18 protein-coding genes are annotated in these 24,038 nt (G+C 71.9%); 6 read left to right on the top strand and 12 right to left on the bottom strand.

Translation table 11 applies throughout. From position 1 onward, the window contains the following. Positions 1–22 precede the first annotated feature (22 nt). Positions 23–1,585 (top strand): DUF6880 family protein, encoded by a 1,563-nt coding sequence (locus BM249_RS03670; protein WP_244528573.1) that lies wholly within the window; start codon positions 23–25, stop codon positions 1,583–1,585. On the opposite strand, the gene BM249_RS03675 is transcribed toward BM249_RS03670, so the two are convergent. Continuing rightward, complete coding sequence (locus BM249_RS03675) at positions 1,570–1,947, bottom strand: DUF427 domain-containing protein (RefSeq protein ID WP_091969116.1); 378 nt, start codon at positions 1,945–1,947, stop codon at positions 1,570–1,572. The two genes, BM249_RS03670 and BM249_RS03675, sit on opposite strands and share 16 nt — an antisense overlap. Next, positions 1,944–2,837 carry a methyltransferase domain-containing protein gene (locus tag BM249_RS03680; protein WP_091969118.1) on the bottom strand — a complete coding sequence of 298 codons (894 nt, stop codon included), beginning with the start codon at positions 2,835–2,837 and terminating at the stop codon, positions 1,944–1,946. Before BM249_RS03680 ends, BM249_RS03675 begins: the two co-directional genes overlap by 4 nt. 147 nt (positions 2,838–2,984) lie before the next feature. Here BM249_RS03680 and BM249_RS03685 point away from each other — a divergent pair, with 147 nt between their 5' ends. Next, positions 2,985–3,206 carry a hypothetical protein gene (locus BM249_RS03685; protein WP_091969120.1) on the top strand — a complete coding sequence of 74 codons (222 nt, stop codon included), beginning with the start codon at positions 2,985–2,987 and terminating at the stop codon, positions 3,204–3,206. A gap of 64 nt (positions 3,207–3,270) precedes the next feature. Next, positions 3,271–4,041, top strand: a complete 771-nt coding sequence (locus tag BM249_RS03690; RefSeq protein ID WP_091969122.1) for a ComF family protein — start codon at positions 3,271–3,273, stop codon at positions 4,039–4,041. Positions 4,042–4,130: 89 nt separating this feature from the next. Here BM249_RS03690 and BM249_RS03695 read toward each other — a convergent pair whose 3' ends face one another. The 5 genes from BM249_RS03695 to BM249_RS03715 form a co-directional block, all read right to left on the bottom strand. Beyond that, complete coding sequence (locus BM249_RS03695; RefSeq protein WP_091969124.1) at positions 4,131–5,396, bottom strand: MFS transporter; 1,266 nt, start codon at positions 5,394–5,396, stop codon at positions 4,131–4,133. Between the two features lie 251 nt (positions 5,397–5,647). Then, the gene (locus BM249_RS22110; RefSeq protein WP_091969127.1) at positions 5,648–9,403 is read right to left on the bottom strand and encodes an AAA family ATPase; all 3,756 of its coding nucleotides are present in this window, start codon (positions 9,401–9,403) and stop codon (positions 5,648–5,650) included. Between the two features lie 204 nt (positions 9,404–9,607). Next, entirely contained in the window at positions 9,608–12,391 is a 2,784-nt protein-coding gene (locus BM249_RS03705; RefSeq protein WP_091969129.1) for a PAS domain S-box protein, read from the bottom strand. A gap of 266 nt (positions 12,392–12,657) precedes the next feature. Further along, positions 12,658–13,920 carry an exonuclease SbcCD subunit D gene (locus BM249_RS03710; RefSeq protein WP_091969131.1) on the bottom strand — a complete coding sequence of 421 codons (1,263 nt, stop codon included), beginning with the start codon at positions 13,918–13,920 and terminating at the stop codon, positions 12,658–12,660. A gap of 168 nt (positions 13,921–14,088) precedes the next feature. Next, positions 14,089–14,325: a hypothetical protein gene (locus BM249_RS03715; protein WP_091969132.1), complete on the bottom strand. Its 237-nt coding sequence runs from the start codon at positions 14,323–14,325 to the stop codon at positions 14,089–14,091. A 343-nt stretch (positions 14,326–14,668) separates the two neighbouring features. On the opposite strand from BM249_RS03715, the gene BM249_RS03720 reads away from it, so the two are divergent. Next, positions 14,669–15,595: a L,D-transpeptidase gene (locus BM249_RS03720; protein ID WP_091969134.1), complete on the top strand. Its 927-nt coding sequence runs from the start codon at positions 14,669–14,671 to the stop codon at positions 15,593–15,595. A gap of 91 nt (positions 15,596–15,686) precedes the next feature. Here BM249_RS03720 and BM249_RS03725 read toward each other — a convergent pair whose 3' ends face one another. Further along, entirely contained in the window at positions 15,687–16,724 is a 1,038-nt protein-coding gene (locus tag BM249_RS03725) for an alpha/beta fold hydrolase (protein WP_091969136.1), read from the bottom strand. A gap of 103 nt (positions 16,725–16,827) precedes the next feature. Between BM249_RS03725 and BM249_RS03730 the strand changes: the two genes are divergently transcribed. Continuing rightward, entirely contained in the window at positions 16,828–18,213 is a 1,386-nt protein-coding gene (locus BM249_RS03730) for an MFS transporter (RefSeq protein WP_091969138.1), read from the top strand. Between the two features lie 139 nt (positions 18,214–18,352). Continuing rightward, positions 18,353–19,150: an SDR family NAD(P)-dependent oxidoreductase gene (locus BM249_RS03735; RefSeq protein ID WP_091969140.1), complete on the top strand. Its 798-nt coding sequence runs from the start codon at positions 18,353–18,355 to the stop codon at positions 19,148–19,150. 4 nt (positions 19,151–19,154) lie between these two features. Here the strand turns inward: BM249_RS03735 and BM249_RS03740 are convergent, their stop codons facing one another. The 4 genes from BM249_RS03740 to BM249_RS03755 all read right to left on the bottom strand — a co-directional run bounded on the left by BM249_RS03740 (position 19,155) and on the right by BM249_RS03755 (position 24,037). Beyond that, complete coding sequence (locus BM249_RS03740) at positions 19,155–19,820, bottom strand: TenA family protein (RefSeq protein ID WP_091969142.1); 666 nt, start codon at positions 19,818–19,820, stop codon at positions 19,155–19,157. Further along, positions 19,817–20,716 (bottom strand): aldose 1-epimerase family protein, encoded by a 900-nt coding sequence (locus BM249_RS03745; RefSeq protein WP_091969144.1) that lies wholly within the window; start codon positions 20,714–20,716, stop codon positions 19,817–19,819. Before BM249_RS03745 ends, BM249_RS03740 begins: the two co-directional genes overlap by 4 nt. 92 nt (positions 20,717–20,808) lie before the next feature. Beyond that, on the bottom strand, positions 20,809–22,719 hold the full coding sequence (gene asnB / locus BM249_RS03750; RefSeq protein ID WP_091969146.1) for an asparagine synthase (glutamine-hydrolyzing): 1,911 nt from the start codon (positions 22,717–22,719) through the stop codon (positions 20,809–20,811). 7 nt (positions 22,720–22,726) lie between these two features. Next, on the bottom strand, positions 22,727–24,037 hold the full coding sequence (locus BM249_RS03755) for a UDP-glucose dehydrogenase family protein (protein WP_091969148.1): 1,311 nt from the start codon (positions 24,035–24,037) through the stop codon (positions 22,727–22,729). Position 24,038 lies beyond the last annotated feature (1 nt).

Here is a 24,038-nt window from a genome sequence, read left to right on the forward strand (position 1 = left end):
GTGAACGGGAGGAGGCTGCGGCATGGCGCGGAGGGCGACGGGGATGCGGGGCGAGGCCGAACCGGATGCCCCCTCCGCATCGGCCCCCAAGGCTAAAGCGGCCGCCAAGACCAAGGCGTCCCCCAACAAGCCCGTAACCAAGCCCAAACGCCCATCGCGAAAGACGACGCCGAGCCCCGAGACCCTGACCGAACTCGGCCTTGAGCGGCTGATCCGCCTCGTCCTCGACGAGACCGGGCGCAATCCGGCCTTCAAGAAGCTCGTCACGGCGGCGGTGGCGGGCCTGCAGGGGCCGGAGGCGGTGGCGGCCCTCATCGACCGGCGGCTCACGGCCCTGGAACGGGCGAGCGGCTATATCGACTGGCAGAAGCGCCGCGCCTTCGCGGCCGACCTCGACGCAACCCTCACCACCATCGTGGTCGAACTCGGCCCCCTCGACGCGCAGGCGGGGCTCGACCGCCTGATGCGCTTCCTCGCCGCCGCCGATGGCGTGCTGGAGCGGGTGGACGATTCGAGCGGGCAGGTCCACGGCCTCTTCGCCCGCGCGGGCGATGCCGCCGCGCGCCTCGGGAGCGGCCTCGCGGCGCCGGAGGCCGCCGCCTTCGCCTTGCGCCTCGTGCCGATGCTGAAGGCGGACGGGTACGGCCTCGTCGAGGACGTGCTCCATGCCCTCATCCCCACCCTGCCGGAGGCCGCCCTCGGGCGCCTCGACGCGGGCCTCGCCGCCGCCCTGCCGCCGCGTCCGGCCAAGTCCGAGGGCACGCGCGCCTGGAATCAGCTGACGGCCCGGAACCAGATCCTGCGCCTGCGTCAGGGGCTGGCCGACCGGCGCGGCGACGTCGATGCCTTCATCCGTCTGGAGCAGGAGGCGGCGCCCGAGCGCCCGGACCGGACGGAGATCGCCGAACGGCTCCTCGCGGCCGGGCGCCTCGACGAGGCCCTCGACTGGGTGCGCCGGCCGCAAAAGCGCGGCCTCGTCGTGGTCACGCGCGAGCAGATGCTCACCGGGCAGTTCGACCCGGAAGCCCCCGACCGGGCGCGGGTCGAGCTCGAAATCCGTATCCTCGACGCCCTCTCGCGGGGGGCGGAGGCGCAAGCTCAACGCTGGACGCAGTTCGAGCGCAGTCTCGATGCCGGGATGCTGCGGGCCTTCCTCGCCAAGCTGCCGGATTTCGAGGACGACGAAGCCCTGGAGCGGGCCTTCGCGCACGCCGCCGCCCATCCCGACCCCTACCGGGCCCTGCATTTCTTCACCCATTGGCCGAAGCCCGACCGGGCCGCGCGCCTCGTCGCCGCGCAGGCTTGGGATGGCGGCCGCTACGAAATCCTGGTGCCGGCGGCCGAGGCCCTGGAGGCGAGCGAACCCCTGGCCGCGACCCGGCTCTACCGCCTCCTCGTCGACGATATCCTGGAACGCGGGCGCTCGGCCGCCTACGGCCACGGCGCGCGCCACCTCGCGACCCTCGACGCCCTGGCGCCACGCCTCGACCCCGATGCCCTCACGCCCGACCACGCCAGCTATCGCGCGGCCCTGCGCAAGGCCCACGGGCGCAAGGCGGCGTTCTGGTCTCAGGTCGACGGGTGATCCGGCACCGCTTCGATGGCATCGACCCGGTCGGGATAGAAGGCGAGGTGATCGCGGATCGCCGCGACCGCCGGATAGGGGGCCTCGTAGCTCCACACGGCGTCGGGCCGCTCGGTGCCGTCGATCGACAGGCTGAAATAGTGCGCCTCGCCCTTGTACGGGCAATGGCTCCGGCGGGAACTGGCCACGAAGTACTCCCACCGCGCATCGGCGCGGGGAATGTAGAAGACCGGCGGATACGTGGCCTCGGTCAGGACCAGGGCGGCGTCGGTCTCGGCCACGGTGACGCCGCCGGCCCGCACCCGGATACGGCCCGCATGGGGCGTGATGGCGATGGGATGGTCGGGGCCGGGCTGTCTCATGATGGGGTCCGCAACGGATCACGCTCCTGGGTGCCGAGCGCCTCGGCGAGTCGGGTGCGGGCGCTGCCGGGCTTCAGCGGCACCTGCTGGCTCGCATGCGGCGCCCAGCCCGACAGCCACAGGATCTCGAAGGTGGCGCGCATGCGCCCGTCCGGGTCCGAGAAGCGCTCGGCATAGATCGCCGCCGCCCGCATCAGGGTCGCCCGCCGCAGGGGCGTGCGTCGGCGCTCGGTCAGCACATTGGTCAGCCCCATGGCCCGCAGGTCGCGCAGGAGGGCGAAGGGGTCGGCGTAGCGCACGGTCAAGGTCTCGACGTCGGTGACCGGCAGGGCGAAGCCCGCCCGCTGCAGCAGGCTCCCCATCTCGCGCACCTCGGCGAACGGTGCGACGCGGGGGCTGATGCCACCCTCGACCTCGCTCTCGGCTTGTCCGAACGCCTGGCGCAGCTCCGTGAGGCTGCGCCCGCCGAGCAGGCAGGCGATGAACAACCCGTCCGGCCTCAAGGCGCGGCGCAACTGCGCCAGGGCGCCCGGCAGATCGTTGACGTGCTGAAGCGCGAGGAGCGACACGGCGAGGTCGATGGACGCGGGCGCCAGGGGGAGCGCCTCGGGATCGCCCACCGCCAGGGGAAGCCCCGGCCTCGCGTCCGGAACGGGGGCGAGGCGCAGCACGGAATCGCACCGTCCGCTGGCGGCCAAGCGCAGGGCCACGTCGGAGATCGGCGTTCCGAAATCGACGGCTCGGCCGAACCGGCGCAGAACCGCGCCGAGGCGGTCGTCGAGGTCGTCGGCGCAGCGGGCCAGGAGGAAATCGGCGTAGTCGGCCCGCCGCGCGCGGGCGAGGCGCGCGCGGGCAAGGGCGGTGTCGAACAGGGGCGGCGGTGGGGTCATCGGAGCCGGGACATCAGGGGACGACGGGAACATGGCGTGCTCACCGCATGGTGACCAGGGCCGGGCTCCCGGCCGGTCCCGCGAGGGAACGCCACGGGTGTCTCCAGGGTTCTGGTGTTCACGACTCCAGAGAAAGGCGTTTCTGCCATGAAATCCATTCTGTTCGGCACCGTTCTCGCCGTCTCCGCCCTGGCCGCGACCACGGGCGCCGAGGCCAAGGGATGCCTCAAGGGCGCTGCCGTCGGGGGACTCGCGGGGCATGTCGCCGGTCATGGCGTGCTGGGCGCGGCCGCAGGGTGCGTCGTCGGGCGCCATCAGGCGAACAAGCGCGACCGTCAGCAGCAGCAGGTTCAGCAGCCGGCCCGCTGATTCCAACGCGCGGCCGCGCGTCGGGCGGTCGCACCAGGGGGGAGTCTGAACTAGGATGCACGGCATGGTTGCCGTGCTTCGCTCCCTCGCGACCGGCCTGCGCGTCGCGTGGGACACGGTCCTCGGCCTCGTCTATCCGCCCACCTGTCCCGGCTGCGGGGCGGCAACGGCGCAGGTCCATGCCCTGTGCCCGGCCTGCTGGTCGGACCTGCGGTTCATCGCGCGACCGTATTGCCAGCGCTTCGGCACGCCGTTCGCCGTCGATCACGGCGTCGGTCCCCTGCTGTCGCCCCGCGCCATCGCCGATCCGCCCGTGTTCGGCCGGGCGCGGGCGGCAGTGCTGTACGATGGCATCGCCCGCGACCTCGTGCACCGCCTCAAGTACAACGACCGCCTCGACCTGGCCCCGACGCTCGCCCGGATGATGACCGGCGCGGGGGCCGAACTCCTCGCCGAGGCCGATTGCCTCGTGCCGGTGCCCCTGCACCGCTGGCGCCTGTGGCGGAGGCGATTCAATCAGGCGGCCCTCCTCGCGCAGGGCATCGCCGTCCTGACGGGGCTTCCCACCGCACCGCAGGCCCTCGTCCGCGTAAAGGCGACGCGTTCGCAGGTCGGCCTCACCCGGTCGGCGCGGGCGCGCAATCTGCAAGGGGCCTTCCGCGTGCCGGAGGCGGCGCGCGCGGCGCTGCAGGGCCGGCGGGTGCTCCTCATCGACGATGTCGCCACCACGGGGGCCACGGCCAACGCCGCCGCCCGCGCGCTCCTGCGTGCCGGCGCGGCCCATGTCGATGTGCTCACCTTCGCCCTCGTGGCGGGGGAAGCCGTCTCACCCTGAACGAGAACGGGGACCTGTAGGTCCCCTATCGCTGAACGAGAACGGGGACCCGAAGGTCCCCGTGCCGTATTCGTGGCTCTGTTGCCGAATCAGATGGCGACGGGGTCGAGGGCCTTGGCCTTCTCGGACCGGGCGGGCTCGGCCGCCCCCGGCTCCAGCACCTTGCCGCGCGGGCCGACCCAGGTGCCGACCCACTTGCGCTGCCACAGGAGCAGGCATCCCAGCACCACCGCCGCGAAGGCGGCGTAGCCGACGAAGCCGTAGGCGAAGGAGCCGGTATACTGCTTCGACAGGCCCATGACGTTGGGCAGGATCGCGCCGCCGAGGGCCCCGACCTCGCCGATCATCGAGCCCGCCACCGCGGTGTTGGCCGGCCAGCGCAGGGGCACGAGCTGGAACAGGGCACCGTTGCCGGCGCCCAGCGCCGCGAAGCACAGCATGAACAGGGCCGTGGTGAGGACGAGGGACGGGGTCGCCGTGAGCAGCAGGAACGACGCGACGGCGGCGAGCAGCACCACGGATAGGACGAGGATGCCGCCCATGCGGTCGGCGAAGTAGCCGCCCACCACGCGGATGCCCGACCCCATCAGGGCGGCCAGCATGGTCAGGCGCCCGGCCTCGACCTTCGTGACCCCGAACTGCTCGTAGAAGAACGTCGGCAGGAAGTTCGACAGGCCGATGAAGCCGCCGAAGGTGATGATGTAGATGAGGTTGAACGACCAGCCGTCCTTCTGGAACAGGCAGGCGATATGCTCCTTGAACGACTGATGCTCGGCATCCGGCGGCTCCTTGGCGAACAGGATCATCACCAGGAGCGGGATCGCCATGACGCAGCCGGCAAAGCCGTAGACCGCCTGCCAGCCATAGGCTTGGGCCAGGGGCGGCGCGAACAGCACGGCGAGCACGGTTCCAGAGTTGCCGGCGCCCGCGATGCCCATGGCGAGGCCCTTGTGCTCCTTCGGGAACCAGCCCGATCCAAGCGACAGGGCGACGCCGAAGGACGCCCCCGCGATGCCGAGCAGCACGCCCATGGCGAGCACCTCGTCGTAGGTGTTCACGTAGAAGAAGCCGAACGCCATCGCCGCCATGATGACGGTCATCTCGGTGATGGCGGCGTTCTTGCGGCCAATGTACTGGGCGAGGATGCCGAGGGGAAAGCGCATGATCGCGCCGGCCAGGATCGGCAGCGAGATCATGAATCCGGTCTGGGCCGGGGTGAGCTTGTAGGTCTCGGTGATGAACGGCCCCATGGCGCCGTTCAGAACCCAGATCGCGAAGCAGAAATCGAAGTACAGGAACGCGGCGAACAGGGTCGGGGGGTGACCGGATTTCATCACGGTCTTGAAACTGGCCATGGAGTGCTCGTCTCGAGGTTCGCGGGCCACGCGTCGCGCGGTCGCTCATGCCAAGGGATTCGGACTCGCGCCGTCCGCCTGCGGGGCGCCGTTGCCCCGCCTGCCGCCACGAAGGCGACACGGGTCAGCTAGCATCGGCCGTGCCAAGATGTTCTCTGGGCGGTGGAAGCTCCCGATACGGATCGTCCGACCCGGCCGGGACCGGAAGGCTGCCACCGAACGGTGCAATTGCCGCCCAATGCTTGGCCTGCCTAGATGGTGGGCATTCCGCCATCCACGACGCGCACCACGCTGCGGCCGTTGCCCCGCTTTTCCACCCGGACCTGCACGGCGATGCGGTCGATCATCGCCGCCACGTGGGTGATGACCCCGACCTTGCGGCCCCGGCCCTGCAAGGTCTCCAGGGCATCGACGGCGAGATCGAGGGTCTCGGCATCGAGGGAGCCGAAGCCCTCGTCGATGAACAGGGTGTCGACGAAGGAATCGCGCCCCTCCAGGCCCGAGAGGGCCAGCGCCAGGGCCAGGGAGACGAGGAAACGCTCGCCGCCGGACAGGCTGCGGGTGGCGCGGAGCTGGTCGCCCATGTCGCGGTCGAGGACGTGGAGAGCGAGATCGGCCCCGGCGCCGCGGGCAAGGCGATAGCGCGGGCTCAAGGTCGCGAGCTGCGCATTAGCGAGGTGGACGAGGTGTTCCAGGGTCACGCCTTGGGCGAAGCGCCGGAACTTGTCGCCGCTCGACGAGCCGATGGCCTCGTTCACGGCCTCCCAGGTCTCGAATTCGGTGCGCGCGGCCGCGATCTCGGCGCCGAGGCCGGCGGCCTGGGCGCGGGCGGCGTCGTCGCGGGCGAGGTCCGCCGCGATGGCGCCGAGGCGCTGCTGATGGTTGGCGATGGCCTCGGCACCCGCTTCCGCTTCCGCCCGGACCGCCATGACGTCGATCTCCGGACCGGCCTCCTGCGCGTCGCGGTCGGCCATGCGGGTGGCGAGCGCGGTGGCGGCATCCCGGAGATCCCGGTCGCGTCCGTCGGCCGCTTGCCGAAGGCCGGCGCGGATCGCCGGGTCCTGCGCCAGGAGGGCGGTCACCGCTTCGGGACCGCGCTCGCCGCAGGCGGCCGCGAAGGCGTCGCGGGCCGCCGCGTGGCGGGCGAGGGCGGCGTCCCGGTGGGCGGCGGCATGCGTGAGGGTGCTGCGGGCGCCCGCGAGGGTGGCGACGGCGACGCCCTGCGCCTCCGTGGCGGCCTTCAGGGCCTGTTGTGCCGCGAGGCGGGACTCGTTGATTCGGGTGCGGTGTGCGCCGGTTTCCTCGCCGTCGAGGAGGGGCGCGCGTTGAGCCCGTAAGGCCGCAAGGGTGGCCGAACGGGCCTCCAGGGTAGCCCGCGTGGAGTCGCGAAGGGTTGTCGCGCCCGTGAGGGCGACCGTGGCGCCGGCCTTGGCTTCGGCGAGGGTGTGAACCTCGCCCTCCAGGGCACGGCGGCGCTCGCCCAGAGCCCGGTGCGCTTGCGCCGCGGCGGCGACCGCGCGCGTGGCCAGAGGGCCGTCGCGGTCGAGGTCGGCCAAGGTGAGGCCGGCGGCGTTCAGGGCGGGGGCCACCGCGCGCCCGACGGCTTCGATCTGTTCCGCGAGGGCGTCGGTCCGCGTCCGCGCGCCTTCCGCCGCGAGGGCGGCGGCCTGAAGCAGGGTGTGCGCTTCGGTAACGGAGGCTTGCCCCGCCTCCATCCGCGCGCCCGCCGCCTCGGCGGCCCGGCCGAGGGCTTCGATGTCGCTCCGCAGGGTCTCGGCGGTGTCCAGGGTTTTCGCCAGCAGGGCGCGGGTTTCACGGGCTGCCGTCGCCACCGCCGTGAGCGCCTCGGCGGCGTCCGGCCCGAGGGCGGTCGGAACCGGCTGGGCGATTCCCGCCTCGGTGCCCGCAGCCGCCAGGGCCTCCCGCAGGGCGGCATAGGCCCGCTCGGCTTCGTCACGGCTGCTCTGGGCTGCGTCCCTCGCCCGTACGGCCTCGGCCTGGCGGGCCGCCGCCGCCGCACCCGCTCCGGCCGCGCGGGTGCGGGCGTCACTGGCCTCCGCGACGGCCACGTCGAGTTCTGCGCGGCGGGTGCGCATCGCCTCGGCGTGCCGGGTCAGGGAATCGTCGGAATGGGCGTGGGGATGTTCGGTGCCGCCGCAGACGGGGCATGCCTCGCCCGGAACGAGGAGGCTACGCAGGTGGGCCGCCCGCTCGGACACGCTGGCCTCGGCGCGCTCGGCGAGGGCCGCGACCTCGCGGCGTGCCCCCATGGCTTCGGCCTCGCGGGTGCGGGCGGCCTCGGCCTCCGCTTCCGCGACGCGCCCGGCCTCGGCGGCGGCCTCTTGCGCGGCTTCGGCCGCGATTCCGTTTCGCAGGGCTTCGGCGTGGCGGCGGGCGAGGGGCAGGGCCTCGCGCACGCTCTCCGAGAGGCCGTCGAGGGCGACGGCGCGAGCACGGGCCGCCGCCTCGCCCAACGCCGCGAGGGCGGCCAGGCGCTCCCCGCGCCGGGCCAGGGTCTGGTCGCGGGCCTCGCGGGCCTCGCGGATCTGCGCCTCCGCCTCGGCGATGACACGGGTGCCCCGCTCCGCCTCGGCCTGGGCCCGGTCCCGCTCCAGAACGGTCGCGGCCAATTGGGTCCGCAGGGTGGCGCGCTTTGAGAACAGGCCGGCGACCTCGTCGGCCCGGGCCGCCAGATAGGCGCCTCCCGTATCGGCCTCATGCCGGGCGGCGACCTCGGCGCGGGCGGCCTCCGCCGCCCCGTGGCGGCGTGCCAAGTCCGACAGGCTCGCGGCGGCCCCCTCGGCGGTTCGGGAGGCCGCCGCCGCTTCGCCCTCGGCCCGTTCGGCCTCGCGGGCGGCCTGGAGGATGTCGGCGTCGAGCTTGGCCGCCTCGCTCCAGACCGGGCCGAAGGCCTTGAACCCCGCCTCCGCAGCTTCGTCGGCTGCTTTCGCCCGGCTGTGAACCTCGGCCGTCACCGCCGCCCCGGTCTCGGCCTCGGCGAGGCCAGCCTGTGCCGCCGTCAAGGCGATGCTTGCGGCTTCGACTTCGGATCGGGTGGTGGCGACGGCTTCGCAGGCGCCGCGCAGGGGCTCGACGGCGTCGAGTTCGCCGAGACGCAGGCGGTCGGCGGCGGCGGCTGCCTCGGCGGTCCGGACCTCGGCGAGGCGGGCTTCTGCGGCGGCGACCTGGAGGCGGGCCTCGGCGAGACGGGCGGCGCCGTCGAGGGCGGCCTTGAGGGCGGCTTGGCGCTCGGAGAGTTCGCTCACGAGCGACGCGACGGCTGCGCCCTCGGCGACGAGCCCCGCGCGGGCCTCGGCGTCGAGGAGGCCGATGGCGTCGCGGCGGGTCTCCAGAACCTTGAGGGCGGCCCGTTCGGCCTCGGTGCCGGCGTGAACCCGCTTCGAGATCTCCGTGTAGATGCCCGTACCGGTGATTTTTTCGAGAAGCTCGCCGCGCTCGGTCTCGGGGGCGAGGAGGAAGGTGTCGAACTCGCCCTGGGCGAGGAGCACCGTGCGCCGGAACTGCTCGAAGGTGAGATCGGTCAGGGCTTCCACCGCCGCCGTCACGGCGGTCTTCTTGCCGCCCTCCACGGCACTGCCGTCGTCGAGGCGATGCAGGGTGCGTCGGTCGGCCTGGAGGCGCCCATCCGCCTTTCCGCGGGCGCGGACCGTTTCCCAGCGGACCCGGTAGGCGACCCCGTCCTGCCCGACGAAATCCACTTCCGCCCAGCCCTGCGCCGCGCCGCGCCGCAGGATGGCGCGGCCGTCGCTCGAACTGACGGTCTCCCCGCTCGGATCGGGCACCTCTTCCCGTCGCCCGCTGCTGACGCGCGGATAGCGCCCGTAGAGGGCGAGGCACAGGGCGTCGAGGATGGTCGATTTGCCCGCCCCGGTCTCGCCCGTGATGGCGAAGATACCCGTGGCGGCGATGGGGCCGGCCGCGAGATCGACGTCGAAGGGAGCCGCGAGGCTGGCGAGGTTCTCGCCCCGGATCGCCAGGATACGCAAACGCTGTCACCGCAAACGGGAAGGGAGACTCTTCTTAAGGTGCCGCGCGCGGCCTGTCCCGCCCGTCCCGCCCGGTGGAGTGAGGATAACCGGGGCTGGGGCTCGCCCCGCCGCCCAGACGATCTCCGTTCGGTCGCCTCGGAATGGCGGAGTCCGGCTTCGCTCGAGCGGGGATTGGGAACTCCGCTTCGATCGCGCGGCGGATCAGCCGTCCGCCTGGAACGCCGTGAGGGGCGCGACGATGCCGCAGGTCACGCCCGTGGACGGGTAGGCGAGGGCGATGGTGCCGCCGACCTGACCGGCGAGGCCCCGCTCGATGAAGCGCGAGCCGAAGCCCTTGCGGGTCGGGGCGGTGACCGCCGGTCCGCCGACCTCCGTCCAGGAGAAGGTGAGGTGAGCCTCGTCCTCCCGCTCCTCCACCGCCCAGCGGATGGCGACATGGCCGGTTTCGCACGACAGGGCGCCGTATTTCGCCGCGTTGGTGGCGAGTTCGTGCAGCATCAGGGCCAACGACAGGGCGGGCTTGGCGCCGATCTCGAGATCGGGACCGTCGAGGCGGAAGCGTCCCGGCCGGTCCTCGTGCAGCCGGAGGGCGCCGCGCACCACGGGGCCTATGAGGGTGGAGCCCAGCGCCCCGCCCATGAGGAGGTCGTGGGCCTGGCCGAGGGCGATGAGGCGCCCGGCCAGAACCTCCTTGGCGGTCTCGACGTCGGTCGCCGTGCGCATGGTCTGCGTCGAGATGGACTGCACCATCGCCAGCAGGTTCTTCATGCGGTGGCTGAGTTCGCGGTTGAGCAGTTCCTGCTCCTCCTCGGCGCGCAGGCGCGCCAGGGCGACACGGGTGCGATCGACCACGTTGCGGGCGAAATCGATGATGTCCGGCGTCCAGGCGCGGACACGGTCGTCCTGCATGCAGAACACCGCCACCATGCGGCCGCGCTCCATCAGCGGGATGTTGATCATGCTCCGGACCCCGAGGGCCCGGAATACCTCTGCGTGAGTCCGCGTGCGCGGATCGGTGGTCACGTCGCCGATGACGACGTGGCGGCCCTCCTGCAACTCGGGAAGATAGGTGCCGTAATCGGCGAAACGGTAGCGGCCCTCCCGCCCGACGACATCCGGGCGGCTCCAGTCGCGGGTGATGTCGAGGTGTTCCGCCGAGGCATCGACGGCCCCGTAGGCGACCCGGGTGAGGCCGAGGGTCCGCCCGGTGATCTCGGCGGCGGTGAAGGCGATGGCGGTGGCGTCCTGCAGGTCGCGCAGGCGGTCGCCGAGTTCGACGAGGGCGGCCTGGCGCTCCTCGGCCCGCTTGCGCTCGGTGATGTCGATGGAGGCGCCGGGTAGGCGCAACGGCGTGCCGTCGGGAGAGCGCACGAGGCGCCCGCGCGCCAGCAGCCAGCGATGTCCGCCATCCGCCTGAAGGACCCGGTATTCGCAGGCGAAATCGTCCCCGTCGGCGCCGCTGCCGGAGAGAACCCGGTCCAGTTCCGCCTGGAACACCGGCAGGTCGTCGGAGTGGAAGTTCCGCAGGTAGTCGCGGATCGGCGTGCCCGTGGCGGCCCGGTCCGGATCGACGTCGTAGGTGCGGGCGAAGTTGGCATCGGCATAGACGGTGTCGGTGGCGAGCTCCCAATCCCAGGTGCCGATCATGCCGGCGGCGTTGAGGGCGAGGGCGAGGCGCTCCTCGCTCCGGCGCAGGCGTGCCCCGGCGGCCTTGCGCTCGGTGACGTCGATGACCGTGAGGACGGCGCCACACGCCACGCCGTCCTCGATGATCGGGGCGTTGGAACTCACCACGTCGATGGGGGTCCCGTCGCGGCGAAAGAACACCGTCTCCCGGTGACGGAGGGCGGTTCCGGCGCGCAGGGCCTGGATCAGGTCGCATTCCGCCTCCGGAAAGGGGCGCCCGTCCGGGTGGCGATGATGCGCGATGGCGTGGAGGTTGCGCCCGATCAGGTCGCCTTCCGCCCAGCCGAGCATCGCCTCGGCGGCCGGGTTGGCGAAGGTGATGGCCCCGTCCAGCGACAGGCGGAACACCGCTTCGCCGAGATGGTCGGTCACGGTCTGGAGCAGGGCGGTCTGCTGGCGCATCGCCTCGTCGGCCCGGCGCTGGGCCGTGCGGTCACACAGGATCTTGAGGTAGCCCTCGTGCGCGCCGTCCTCGCCCCTGAGGGGCATCATCTCGCCCGACGCCCAGAAGCGCGACCCGTTCTGACGCAGGTGCCACCGCTCGTCGTTGGCGCGCCCCAGGGTGCGGGCGGTCTCCATCTCGCGGGCCGGCGTGCCGAGGATGCGGTCCTCGGGGACGAACACGCGGTCGGCGGACCGCCCCAGCATCTCGGCCTCGCTCCAGCCGAAGAGGTGCCGCGCCCCGGTGTTCCAGCTCGTGACGCAGCCGGCGAGGTCCGTGGCGAAAATGCCGTAATCGACGGCACTCTCCAGGATGGCGGCGTTGCGGCGCTCCCGGGTCCGTCGCTCCTTCAGGGCGCGGCGCAGGTCGAGCTGGGCCATCACCTGCCGCGCCAGGGTGGTGAGGATGAAGGTCTGATCGTCGGTGAGAGCGCGCGGCGCGGTGTCGAGGACGCACAGGGTACCGATGGCGACGCCTTCGGGGGTCACCAGCGGCATGCCGGCATAGAACCGCAGGAATGGCGGCCCCGTCACCAGGGGGCTGTTCACCGTGCGCGGATCGCGGGTCGCGTCGGGGATGACCAGAAGATCGTGCTGGCGCACGGCGTGGGCGCAGAAGGAGTGGGCGAGGGGCGGCTCGGGACCCTCGAAGCCGACGGCCGCCTTGAAATACTGCCGCTGCTCCTCGACGAGGACGACGATCGACACCGGTGCGTTCAGGACCAGGGATGCCGCCCGGACGAGATCGTCGAAGACCGCTTCGGCGGGGGTGTCGAGGATGTCGTAGAGGGCGAGGGCCGCGCGCCTGGCTTCGGCCTCGCGCTGATGTGCGGCCGCGTCGTCGTCGTGAGAACTCATCGCGTGCCCACGCGCAGGCTGAGGCCGGCCCCCGCGACGGGCTTCACCCGTGGCGCGGTCTCGCGCGAAGCGCCCGGCACGCGCGGACAAGTTGGCATCGTTTCTCCCTGGCGCAAGTTCGGCGGCGCCCGAAGGGCCTTCCTACGCGGGAACCGCCGGGTCCCGCTACCACCCCTGCGGCGGCCGCGAAATCATTTCGGGGAAATCTTGCCGTCGGACCGATTCCTGTGGCGCGAAAGACCCCTCCGGCACACGAGTCGCGGGGCTCAGCCGGCGGCCCCGCCCTCCGCCTCCGCCCTGGCGCGGTGGAAGACCGCGAGGTGCTCCGGCCCCGGCGGTTCGCCCCGGCTGCGGGCGAAGGCGATGCGGAACAGGTCTTCCGGGTCGCGTTCGGCGAGGCGCACGAGGTTCGGCCCCGCCGTCGCCTGGGTCTCCAGCCCCTCCGGCAGGGGCGCCACCCGCACGTCCACCACCCGCACGGGAAAGCCGTCGGCGATCCGGTCGATCTCCGCCCGGTAGCCGGCGCCGAGGCCCTCCCGGGCGAGGCGGATCTGGACGAACGGGCGCTCGTCCAGGGGGGGATCGGCGGACAGTCCGAGATCCCGCACGAGACGGGTGAGATGGTCGCCGAGTTCGCCGAGCCGCATGTCGCCGGAGGCCGGCAGGCGCAGGAAGGGCAGGGGGCGGGGGATCGGGATGAGTTCGATCCGCGCCGGCCCGCCGTCGAGGGTCACGAGGGTGACGGCGTGGGCGTAGGGCTGCTCGGCCGCCGAGAGGGGGATCAGGGAGCCGGAATACCGGACGGTGTCGCGCCCGACCCGCTGCGCCTTGTGCAGGTGCCCGAGGGCGACGTAGTGCGCCGCCTCCGGGAACACGTCGGCCGGAACCGCATGGTCGCCGCCCACCAGAATACGCCGCTCGGCGCCTTCCGACTCGAGGCCGCCGGCGACGTGCAGATGGCCGGTGACCATGAGGGGCAGGCCGGACAGGCGCGGCTCCGCCGCCGCGAACAGGTGCTCGTAGAGGGTCCGCACGGCGCCGACGATGGGCGAGCCGCCCCCCTCCGTCACCCGTTGCAGGGGCGGAAGGCAGGCCGCCGTGGGGTAGGACACCGCCAGCACCTGCGCGGCGATCTCGCCGCCGCGCCGCAGGGGCACGAGGTGGTGGCCGAGATCGACGGCGCCGTCGCGGCGCCGGACGTTGCCGACCACGTGGACGCCGATGGCGTCGAGGAGGGGGCGCGGCGCTTCGAGCCGCCCGGCGGCGTCGTGGTTGCCCGCCGTGATGACGATGGTCATGGCGGGCCGCGCCCGCCGCAGGCGCATCAGCACCTCGTAGAACAGGCGCTGGGATTCGCCCGACGGGTTCTGGCTGTCGAACACGTCCCCGGCCACCACGAGGGCGTCGACCTCGCGCTCGACCACGATCTGTTCGAGATGCGCGAAGGCGAGGGCGTGCTCGCGCTGGCGGGCATAGCCGCGCAGGGTCTGCCCGATATGCCAATCGCCCGTATGCAGGACGCGGATCACGCGCGGATTCCGGGGTGGGTCCGCCCACCCGCTCGAGTAGCGCGGGCTCGGACCCATGTCGGCCCGCCCGCTTGGGCGTCTTTTAGCCGGGCGCGTCCGCCGTTTCGAGGGGCGGCCGGGGGCCGTCCCCATCTCACCCCCGGATCGCGGGGTGATCCGCCGCGGGTGTCAGCGGCAGGTGGTCACCCGCCGCACCGTCCAGCCCTCGCCCGGTTGCCACAGCTTGCGCCGGGATTGGATGCAGGCCGGGGTACCGTCGGCGGAGGTCCAGGCCGTGCTCGGCCCCTCCGGGCGGACGGGCGCCATCGGCGCATCGCGCCGCCCCGCCGCCTCGGTGGGCGCCGTTGCGGCGAGCAGGGTCAGGGTCGAAAAAGCGGCGAGCGAAAGACGCGCGAAGGCCGGCACGGGACGCGATCCATGATTGGGGGGAGGGCAGCACGACGCGCCTACGCGAGGGTTCGACGGGAACCGCTTCGGCGCGTCGGCCGGCTCCGATCTATGTCGAACGGCCAAGGTTCTGGCAATCGTCGGTTTCCGTGATTTGCGCCGGTATGGTGAAGACTGCGCCCGCGACGGTATTCGTTCGCTGGCTCAATGCTGTCCGCCCACCCCGCGCAGAGCTGATAAGTCGTGGGTGTGACGTGACGTGGGCGTTCGCCCTTGCTAGGCGCAAGCGCAAGCCTTGCCGCCCTTGCCGCGCGCGAGCCCCGCCTTCCCGCCCCCGAATCAGACGGCCCGAGCAACCCCGATGTCCCGCACCACACCCCCGACCCGTCGTGTTCTCCTCGCCGGAGCCGCGACGAGCCTTGCCCTCCTCGCCGGAACCACGGGCTCCCTCGCCCAGGGACGCGGGCGCTTCTTCGGCGACGGCATCGACGGGGACGGGCCGTTCGACGACGAACGTCTCTACCGGGACGAGGACGGGCGCCTCTACCGGCGCCGGGGCGGGCGCTACGAGCCCTATTCCGAGCGGGGGGGCGACCCGCGCGCCGCGCGCCGCGAGGCCATCGACCCGGCTTACGAGGAGCCGGATCTCCGTCGCGGTCCCGATCCGGTGCAGCCCACCCAGGCGCCGCAGCCGACGCGGGTCGCCCGCCCGGTGGATGACGGCCCCATCGATTATGCCCGCGCCTATGCGGCAATCACCGACGAGCCGTTCCCGGTCCATGCCTTCAACTGGCGCAAGGCCAACCCGGCCTTCCTGCGCCAGGAGGTGGCCTATACGGGGCGCGAACCCGTCGGCACCATCGTGGTCGATCCGCGGGCGCATCAGCTGCTGCTGGTCCAGCCCAACGGCCGCGCCCGGCGCTACGGCGTCGGGGTGGGCAAGCAGGGCTTCTCGTGGTCGGGTGTCTCCACGGTGAACTCCAAGCAGATGTGGCCGGACTGGTATCCTCCAAAGGAGATGATCGCCCGTACCCCGAAGCTCGCCCGGCAGGTGACCAAGCTCCAGAGCGGGCTCGGCGTCCCCGGCGGGTCGCGCAATCCCCTCGGCGCCCGGGCGCATTATCTCTGGCAGGACAACAAGGACACGCTCTACCGCATCCACGGCACCCTGGAGCCCGAATCCATCGGCCGCAGCGTGTCCTCGGGCTGCATCCGCATGATCAACCAGGACGTGATCGACCTCTACGACCGCGTCGAGATCGGCAGCCGCGTGGTGGTGCTGACCTGAGGCCGTTCTCGCTCGTCCCGATCTCGGTGGGGATGAGCGAGGGTTGGCAGGCGGCAGCCGCCGCGCGGGTAGCCTTCCGCTGAAACGACGCTCAGTGGCCGTCGAGGAACTCCAGCATCGTCGCGTTGAACCGCTGCGGCGCTTCGAGGTGGACGAGGTGTCCGACCCCCGGAAACACCTCGGCGCGCCCGTCCGGCATCCGCGCCGCCAGGGCCTTGGCCAGGGCGGCGTTGTTGCCCATGCCGGCCCGCAGGGGCTCGGGCGCGAAGGGCCGGCCCGGCGCGTTGTGGTCGCGCTCGCCCATGACGAACAGGGTCGGGACCCGCACGAGGGGAATCTCGTGCACCACGGGCTGGCCCCAGATCATCTGGTAGGAATTCACGAACGACCGCAGCCAGCGCGGATACTCGCCCGACCCCTTCACGCGGATGCGCAGGGACACGAACGGCTCGATGGCCGAGGCCGGCAAGGACAGGCTGTAGCTCGTCATCAATTGCCGGCGGTAGACGTCCGCCGTGATGTCGTCCTCAAGGCGCAGCAGGCGTTCCGTCGAGACCGGCGGTACGACGAAGCGGTAATCCTCCAGCCCGATGGGCGCCTCGAGGACGAGGCTGTTGACTCGCTCCGGCGCGTTGCGCGCCAGCCGCACGGCGAGCATCCCACCCATGGAATGCGCCACGACATCGACGCGGGGCAGTCCGAGGGAATCGAGGAGCGCCACGGTGTCGGCCGCCATCGTATCGAAGGTGAACGGTTCGACGGGCTTCGAGGATTTGCCGAAGCCGAGCTGATCGACCGCCACCACCCGGTAGCCCGCTCCCGTCAGGGCCACGATCACCCCCTGCCAGTAGCTCGACGGGAAGTTGCGCCCGTGCAGGAGCAGCACCGTCCGGCCGTTCGGCGTGCCGCCCGCCGGCACGTCCATATAGGCGAGGCGCTGGGCTTCCCCGTCGCGGGTCAGGGGGAGGGTAAAGACTGGATACGGATAGGCGAAGCCTTCCAGCGCGATCCCGATGGGCTCCGCGATTCCGGCGGGATCGTCGGCGGCCCACGCGGCCGGAAGGGCGGCCCCGAAGGCGAGGGCGAGGCCAGTGACCGCGCAGGCGACGCGGAACGGGGAGGCACGCATACGGTCAGTCTCTCGGGAAAGTGCTATCGTCATCCGGCGCCGGATCGGCGCCGCGTGACATAGAGCACTTGTCACCACCGGGGGAACCGGCACGGGTGCCCGAATGACCGATCCAGCCTCGAATCCCGCGCCCCCGGCCCAGGACGGCTTGCCCGTGCGCGAGCGGATGCTGGCCTTCCTCGCTATCGGGCTCGCCATGACCATGGCGGTGCTCGACGGCGCCATCGTCAACGTCGCCCTGCCGGTGATGGCGCGCGACCTCGACGTGGATCCCTCGGCGGCGATCTTCGTGGTCAACGCCTTTCAGATCGCCGTGACGGCCGCCCTGCTGCCCCTGGCGTCCCTCGGCGACATCCTCGGCTATCGTCGGGTCTATCTGTCGGGGCTGGTGCTGTTCACCCTCGCCTCCGTGGCCTGCGCCTTCGCGCCGACCCTGCCCCTCTTGATCGCGGCGCGGATCGCCCAGGGGCTCGGGGCGGCCGGAATCATGAGCGTCAACATCGCCCTGGTGCGGTTCATCTACCCGCAACGCTCCATCGGGCGCGGCGTCGGTAACGTCGCCCTCGTGGTGGCCATGGCCTCGGCCGCCGGGCCGACGGTGGGCGCCGCCATCCTGTCCGTGGCGAGTTGGCCGTGGCTGTTCCTCGTCAACCTGCCCGTGGGCCTCGTCGCCCTGGCGGTGGGCGCCCGGACCCTGCCGGTGACGCCGCGCAGCGGCGCGCGGTTCGACGTGGGGAGCGCCGTGCTCAACGCCCTCACCTTCGGGCTCCTCATCATCGGCGTCGACGGACTCGGCGATCCGGGTGGACGCACCCTCGCGCTCGCCGAGATCGGCGCCGCTCTGGCCATCGGGGTGGTGTTCGTGCGCCGCCAGATGCGTTTGCCGGCACCGCTCCTGCCCGTCGACCTCCTGCGCATCCCGGCCTTCGCCCTGTCGATGGCCACCTCCATCAGCGCCTTCGCGGCGCAGATGATGGCCTACGTCGCCCTGCCGTTCTACTTCCAGGATGTGATGCACCTGCCGGAGACCACGACGGGCTTCCTCCTGACGCCCTGGCCCATCGCCATCGCGGTCGCGGCACCCCTCTCTGGACGGTTGTCCGACCGCTACGCGCCCGGGCTTCTCAGCGGCTTCGGACTGGCGATCCTGTCCGCGGGCCTGATTGCCGTCGCCAGCCTGCCGGCCCATCCGAGTTTCCTCGACATCGGCTGGCGTCTCACCCTGTGCGGGATCGGCTTCGGCCTGTTCCAATCGCCCAACAACCGCATCATCGTCACCAGCGCCCCGCGCGACCGCAGCGGCGGGGCCAGCGGCATGCAATCGACGGCTCGCCTCACGGGGCAATCCCTCGGAGCCGCCGCCGTCGCGGTGTTCTTCGGTCTCGTCCAAGCGGCGGGGGGCGCCGTCACCGCCGCCCTGTGGTGTGCCGCCGGGCTCGCGGCCTTCGGGGCCGTCGCCAGTGTTCTGCGCCGATCACCCAAGGATTGATGCCCACAGGGTGAACGAACTGTTTCATGTGAAACATCCCCATTGCCATTCGCATGGCCGCCCTGCGGGCGATCACTGTGCGGGCCGGAGGGGCTTTCCCGCGCGTTGACGGGGTTCCTATCCCATCAGGAGACACGACATGGACATGGACCTCAGCGGCAAGCGAGCCCTCGTCACCGGGTCCACCGGCGGCATCGGCTACGCCATCGCCAAGGCGCTCGCCGAGCTCGGCGCCACCGTGGCGATCAACGGACGGGCCCAGGACCGGGTCGGCAGCGCCATCGACCGCCTCAAGTCCGAGACGGCACAGCAGAATTTCATTGCGGCGCCGGGCGACGTCGCCACGGGGGACGGCGCCCACCGCCTCGTCTCGGGGCTTCCCGACGTCGATATCCTCGTCAACAACACCGGCATCTTCGAGCCGAAACCCTTCTTCGAGATTCCCGACGAGGATTGGCAGCGCTTCTTCGAAACCAACGTCATGAGCGGGGTGCGCCTGTCGCGGGCCTATACCCCCGGCATGGTGACACGCGGCTGGGGCCGGGTGGTCTTCATCGCCTCGGAATCCGCCCTGAACATCCCGACCGAGATGGTCCATTACGGCATGACAAAGACGGCTCAGCTCGCGGTCTCCCGAGGCTTGGCCGAGACGGTCTCCGGCACCGGCGTCACCGTGAACAGCGTCCTGCCGGGGCCGACCCTCTCGGAGGGCGTGGCCGATTTCATGAAGGCGATGGCGCCGGAATCCGGTGAGGTCGATCTCGACGCCATGGGCCGCGCCTTCATCAAGGAGCATCGCCCGACTTCGCTGCTCGGCCGCCTCGCCACCGTGGACGAGGTCGCCAATATGGTCGCCTATGTCTGCAGCCCGGCGGCGAGCGCCACGAGCGGCGCCGCCCTGCGGGTCGATGGCGGCGTGCTGCGGACCATTGCGTGACGGGTCAGATCGGCCAGGCGGCCTCGCGGTAGGCGCCGTCCCAGAACAGCCATTCGTGGCGGGTCGCCTGGGTGTAGGCCCGGTGCATGCGGGCGATGACGGCCGGCGAGGCCTCGGCCGCCGCCTCGTCGGTGGCGGCGATCATGGCTGTGACGGCCTCGCCGAACGCCTCGCCCGCATAGGTGTCGATCCAGGCGCGATACGGGTTGTCGGGTTTGGCGCGGGAAAAGATGTCCCGGCCGACCTCGGCGTAGATCCAGAAGCACGGCAGCAGGGCGGCGAGCACCACCTCGTAGGGGTCGGCATAGGCTGTGGCGAGGAGATACGAGACGTAGTGATCGCAGGGGGGCGACAGGGGTGTGCCCGCGAACGCCTCGGGCGTGATGCCGAAATCGCGAAAGAAGCCGCCATGCAGGGCGCGCTCGACCACAATGGCGGTTTCGGCCGCGCGGGCGAACTGCACGATGCGGTCGGGGTGGGGCGCCTTGGCGGCGGCGAGCGCCAGGGCGCGGCCGAAGCCGATGAGGTAGTGGGCGTCCTGAACGATGTAGTGGGTGAACCGCGCGCGGGTCAGGGTCCCGGCGGCGAGTTCCGTGTTGAACGGCATCGTCCGGATCGTCTCGTAGGCCGCGGCGTTGGCGGCCCAGGCTTGTGCGGAGAACGGGCTCATGCGGCGGCCCCGTGCGAGGCGGCCGCCTCGTGCGAGAGGGTGACGGCGTGCTGCGCCACGTTGCCCGGCGCCAGGAGGCGCTGCGAGTCCCGCTCGCGCAATTCGCCCGCGTAGCCCGCCCAATCGGCGTGGCCGGTCCAGCATTCGAGGGACAGGAATGGCGCCGTCGGCTTCGTCCACACGGCGAGGTGGGGGAAATCCGAGACCGCCATGCGCAGGGCGCTGCCGTCCGGAGCGACGAAGCGCATCCAGGTGCTCGCGGCCTCGCGCAGAACCAGGGCCTCGGTGAATAGGGCGGGGTCGAGGGGCAGGGTGGCGCCGTCGAGGGGGATCGGCCGCTCGGTTCGCAGGAGCAGGCCGCCGGCCCCCACCTCCGGCACCAGGGGGCGTTCGGGTTTTTCGAAGTCGACGCGATAGCCGCCGCCCGCCGTCCGCTCGCCCCCGGCGAAGGGCCATGGAAACGCGGGGTGGAACCCGAGGGCATAGGGCAGGGGGCTGGCCCCGGTGTTCTCGATCCGGATCTCGAAGGCGAGGCGGCCGGGCTCGACCCGCGCGGTGATGTCGAGGCGGAACGGGAACGGATAGTGCGGCAGGGTCGCGGCGCTCTCCTCCAGACGCAGGGTCACGCGATCGTCCGTGCGCGCCAGGACCCGGAACGGCAGGTCGCGGGCGAAGCCGTGCTGGGCCATGGGGTAGCTCCGGCCCTCGACCTGGACGGCTCCCTGCGCTGAGGCGCCGACCACGGGAAACAGCCAGGGGGCATGCCGGTCCCAATGCGCCGGGTCGCCGCTCCAGAGATACTCGGTCCCGTCCACCCGCCAGGAGACCGGCTCGGCGCCGCGGAGGGCGATGACGGCCTCGGTGTTCCCCGCCGTGAGGGTGATGCGTTCGCCCATGGTTCTCCCCGGTCGTTCTCTCATACTGCCTTCGGTCGATCGATCCGGCCTGTCGCGCCCGGTCAATCCGATACGATCAATCAGTAGCGGTATCATGCGCTGTGCTGGGCCAGCCGCCACGCCTCGAACATCAGGATCGGCCACAGGCCGACGGCATGGTTGCGGGTGCCGGTCTGGTGTTCGGCGAACATCGCGCGCACCCGCGCGCGATCGAGGAAGCCGCCGCCGAGATCGGGCGCATGGAGTAGGTCCCCGGCATAGGCGCGCAGGGGACCGCGCAGCCAGGCGGCCAGCGGCGGGGCGAAGCCCTGCTTTGGGCGCTCGAACACGGCGCGGGGCACGTGCCGGGCGAGTACCTCGCGCAAGAGCCATTTCCGGGCCCCATTGCGCACGAGGAGGTGGGGCGGCAGCCGCCACGCGAAGGCGACCACCGACCGGTCGAGGAGGGGAACGCGCGCCTCGAGGCCCGCCGCCATACTGGCGCGGTCGACCTTGGCCAGAACGTCGTCGGGCAGGTAGGCGAGGCTGTCGAGGCGGCGCATCCGGTCGAGGAGGGGGCCGTCGCCGGGGCGGTCCATGGGGCTCGGCAGGCCGGGAACGCCGTTGGCGAGGGCTCGCGCGTCGGGGTTGAGGGTGAGGAGCCGGGCGTAGACATCGAAGCCATCGCCGGGCAGCTGGGCTGCAGCCTTGCGCAGGCGGTCGGCGCCCTCTGGCCCGCCCCACGGATCGGGCAGGGCACGCGCCGCGAGGGAAAGGCCAGCCTGCGGCATCCGCCGCACCGTGCCGGCGGCGGCCCGGCGCAGCATTCGGGGGATCGGCGCCACGCGGGTGGCGAAGCGCGTCGCCAGGGCATAGCGGTCGTAGCCGGCGAACAGTTCGTCGCCGCCATCCCCCGACAGGGCGACGGTGAGGCCGGCCCGGCGGGTCGCGGCGCAGAGCAGCGCAGTGGGCAGACCGGAGGGATCGGCCAGGGGCTCGTCGTAGAGGCGGGGCAGATCGGCCACGAGGGCGAGGGCGTCGGCCTCGCGCACCGGGATGGTGGTGTGATCCGTCCCGAGGTGGTGGGCCACAGCCGCCGCGTGGCCGCTCTCGTCGAAGCGCGGGTCGTCGGTGAACCCCACCGCGAAGGTTTTCGTCGGTCTCCCCCCGGCCATGAGGGCCGCGACGAGGGACGAGTCGATGCCCCCCGACAGGAAGGCGCCCAAGGGAACGTCGGCATTCATCTGCCGCTGGACGGCCCCGCTGAGCAGGGCTTCCAAGGCGTCGATGGCGTCCGCATCCGAGCCGGTGAACGGGTCGGCCTGGCCGGCCGCGATCACCGCGTCGAGGCTCCAGTAGGGGGCGATGACGGGGGCTTCGCCGAGGCGCCAGGACAGCCAGTGCCCCGGTTCGAGCTTGCTCACCCCGGAGCGGATCGCGCCCGGCGCCGGCACGTAGCCGTGGCGCAGCAGGCTCGACACGGCGGCCGGATCGATGGAAAACGTCGCGGCGGGACAGGCGTCGAGGGCCGTGAGCGTCGAGCCGAACAGGAAACGCCGGTCGGTCGCGGCGTAGAACAGCGGCTTCACCCCCATCCGGTCGCGGGCGAGCCAGAGCCGTCGCTCCTGGCGATCATAGGCTGCGAAGGCGAAAATGCCCTCGACATCGGCCAGGGCCCCGGCGACGCCATGCCGGGCGATGCGTTCGACGAGGATCTCGGTGTCGGAATGCCCGGCAAAGACGTGGCCACCCGCCGCCAGGGCGGCCCGCGCGGCCTCCGTCCCGTAGAGTTCGCCGTTGTAGGTCAGGACCCAGCGCCCATTGCGGGAGGCCATGGGCTGGGCGCCGGCGGGGCTGAGGTCCACGATGGCGAGGCGGCGATGGCCCAGAGCCACGGCCCCTTCCGCCCACACCCCGCGCCCGTCCGGGCCACGATGGCTGAGGGCGTCGGCCATGCGCCCGGCCGCGTCGGTGAGGTCGCCGGGCGAGAGGCGGGGATCGACGAGGCCGGCAATGCCGCACATGGGGCGCTCAGGCGTTGGGCACGCCGACACCGACGTAGCGGAAGCCGTGGCGGGCGATGTCGTCCGGCCGATAGACGTTGCGCAGGTCGACCACGGTGCGGCCGGGCATGCGCGCGGCGAGTTCCGTCCAGTCGAGGGCGCGGAAGGCGTTCCACTCCGTGACGATGACGAGGGCATCGGCCCCCGTCGCGCACTCGTAGGGATCGTCCGTGTACGTGATGTCGGGCATGAGTGCGCGGGCGCCCGCCATGCCCTCCGGGTCGTAGGCTCTGATCCGGGCGCCGCCATCCTGGAGGCCCGCCACGATGGCGAGCGACGGCGCGTCGCGCATGTCGTCGGTGTTCGGCTTGAAGGTGAGGCCGAGGATCGCGATGGTCTTGCCCCGCACCGAGCCGCCGCAGGCCGCCGTGACCTTGCGGGCCATGGCACGCTTGCGCTGGTCGTTGACGGCCACCACGGCTTCCACGAGGCGCAAGGGCGTGCCGGAATCCTGCGCGGTTTTCACCAGCGCCAGGGTGTCCTTGGGGAAGCACGAGCCGCCATAGCCCGGCCCTGCGTGCAGGAACTTCGCCCCGATGCGGTTGTCGAGGCCGATGCCGCGCGCGACCTCCTGCACGTTGGCGCCCACCTGCTCGCAGAGATCAGCAATCTCATTGATGAAGGTGATCTTGGTGGCGAGGAACGCGTTGGCCGCGTATTTCGTCAGCTCGGCCGTGCGCCGGCCGGTGACGAGGATCGGCGCCTGATTGAGGTAGAGTGGCTGGTAGACCTCGCGCATCACGGAAGCGGCGCGGTCGTCCTCGGCTCCGATGACGATGCGGTCGGGCCGTTTGAAGTCGGAGATCGCCGCGCCTTCGCGCAGGAATTCGGGATTGGAGACCACCGCGAAGGCGGCGTCTGGCCGGGCTTCGCGGATGATGCGCTCGACCTCGTCCCCGGTGCCCACCGGCACCGTCGATTTCGTCACCACCACGGTGTAGCCGTCGAGCGACGCGGCGATGTCGCGGGCGGCGGCGTAGACGTAGGACAGGTCGGCGAAGCCGTCACCGCGCCGGGACGGCGTGCCGACGGCGATGAACACCACGTCGGCCTGGGCCACGGCCCCTGACACTTCCGTGGAGAAAGTGAGCCGGCTATGGCGGACATTGTCGGCCACGAGGGTGTCGAGGCCGGGTTCGAAGATCGGAATGCGCCCGTCTTCCAGGGCGGCGATCTTCGCCGGATCGGTATCGACGCAGCACACCGTGTGGCCGAAATCGGCGAAGCAGGCTCCGGAGACGAGCCCGACATAGCCGGCGCCGATCATGGCGATTTTCATG

It is taken from the genome of Methylobacterium gossipiicola, from assembly GCF_900113485.1.
Taxonomy (GTDB): Bacteria; Pseudomonadota; Alphaproteobacteria; order Rhizobiales; family Beijerinckiaceae; genus Methylobacterium; species Methylobacterium gossipiicola.

Bases quoted from the DNA above. Each gene is read 5' to 3' on its own strand.
- BM249_RS03670 (WP_244528573.1), top strand. From the start codon at position 23: ATGGCGCGGAGGGCGACGGGGATGCGGGGCGAGGCCGAACCGGATGCC.
- BM249_RS03675 (WP_091969116.1), bottom strand. From the start codon at position 1,947: ATGAGACAGCCCGGCCCCGACCATCCCATCGCCATCACGCCCCATGCG.
- BM249_RS03680 (WP_091969118.1), bottom strand. From the start codon at position 2,837: ATGACCCCACCGCCGCCCCTGTTCGACACCGCCCTTGCCCGCGCGCGC.
- BM249_RS03685 (WP_091969120.1), top strand. From the start codon at position 2,985: ATGAAATCCATTCTGTTCGGCACCGTTCTCGCCGTCTCCGCCCTGGCC.
- BM249_RS03690 (WP_091969122.1), top strand. From the start codon at position 3,271: ATGGTTGCCGTGCTTCGCTCCCTCGCGACCGGCCTGCGCGTCGCGTGG.
- BM249_RS03695 (WP_091969124.1), bottom strand. From the start codon at position 5,396: ATGGCCAGTTTCAAGACCGTGATGAAATCCGGTCACCCCCCGACCCTG.
- BM249_RS03705 (WP_091969129.1), bottom strand. From the start codon at position 12,391: ATGAGTTCTCACGACGACGACGCGGCCGCACATCAGCGCGAGGCCGAA.
- BM249_RS03720 (WP_091969134.1), top strand. From the start codon at position 14,669: ATGTCCCGCACCACACCCCCGACCCGTCGTGTTCTCCTCGCCGGAGCC.
- BM249_RS03725 (WP_091969136.1), bottom strand. From the start codon at position 16,724: ATGCGTGCCTCCCCGTTCCGCGTCGCCTGCGCGGTCACTGGCCTCGCC.
- BM249_RS03730 (WP_091969138.1), top strand. From the start codon at position 16,828: ATGACCGATCCAGCCTCGAATCCCGCGCCCCCGGCCCAGGACGGCTTG.
- BM249_RS03735 (WP_091969140.1), top strand. From the start codon at position 18,353: ATGGACATGGACCTCAGCGGCAAGCGAGCCCTCGTCACCGGGTCCACC.
- BM249_RS03740 (WP_091969142.1), bottom strand. From the start codon at position 19,820: ATGAGCCCGTTCTCCGCACAAGCCTGGGCCGCCAACGCCGCGGCCTAC.
- BM249_RS03745 (WP_091969144.1), bottom strand. From the start codon at position 20,716: ATGGGCGAACGCATCACCCTCACGGCGGGGAACACCGAGGCCGTCATC.
- asnB (WP_091969146.1), bottom strand. From the start codon at position 22,719: ATGTGCGGCATTGCCGGCCTCGTCGATCCCCGCCTCTCGCCCGGCGAC.
- BM249_RS03755 (WP_091969148.1), bottom strand. From the start codon at position 24,037: ATGAAAATCGCCATGATCGGCGCCGGCTATGTCGGGCTCGTCTCCGGA.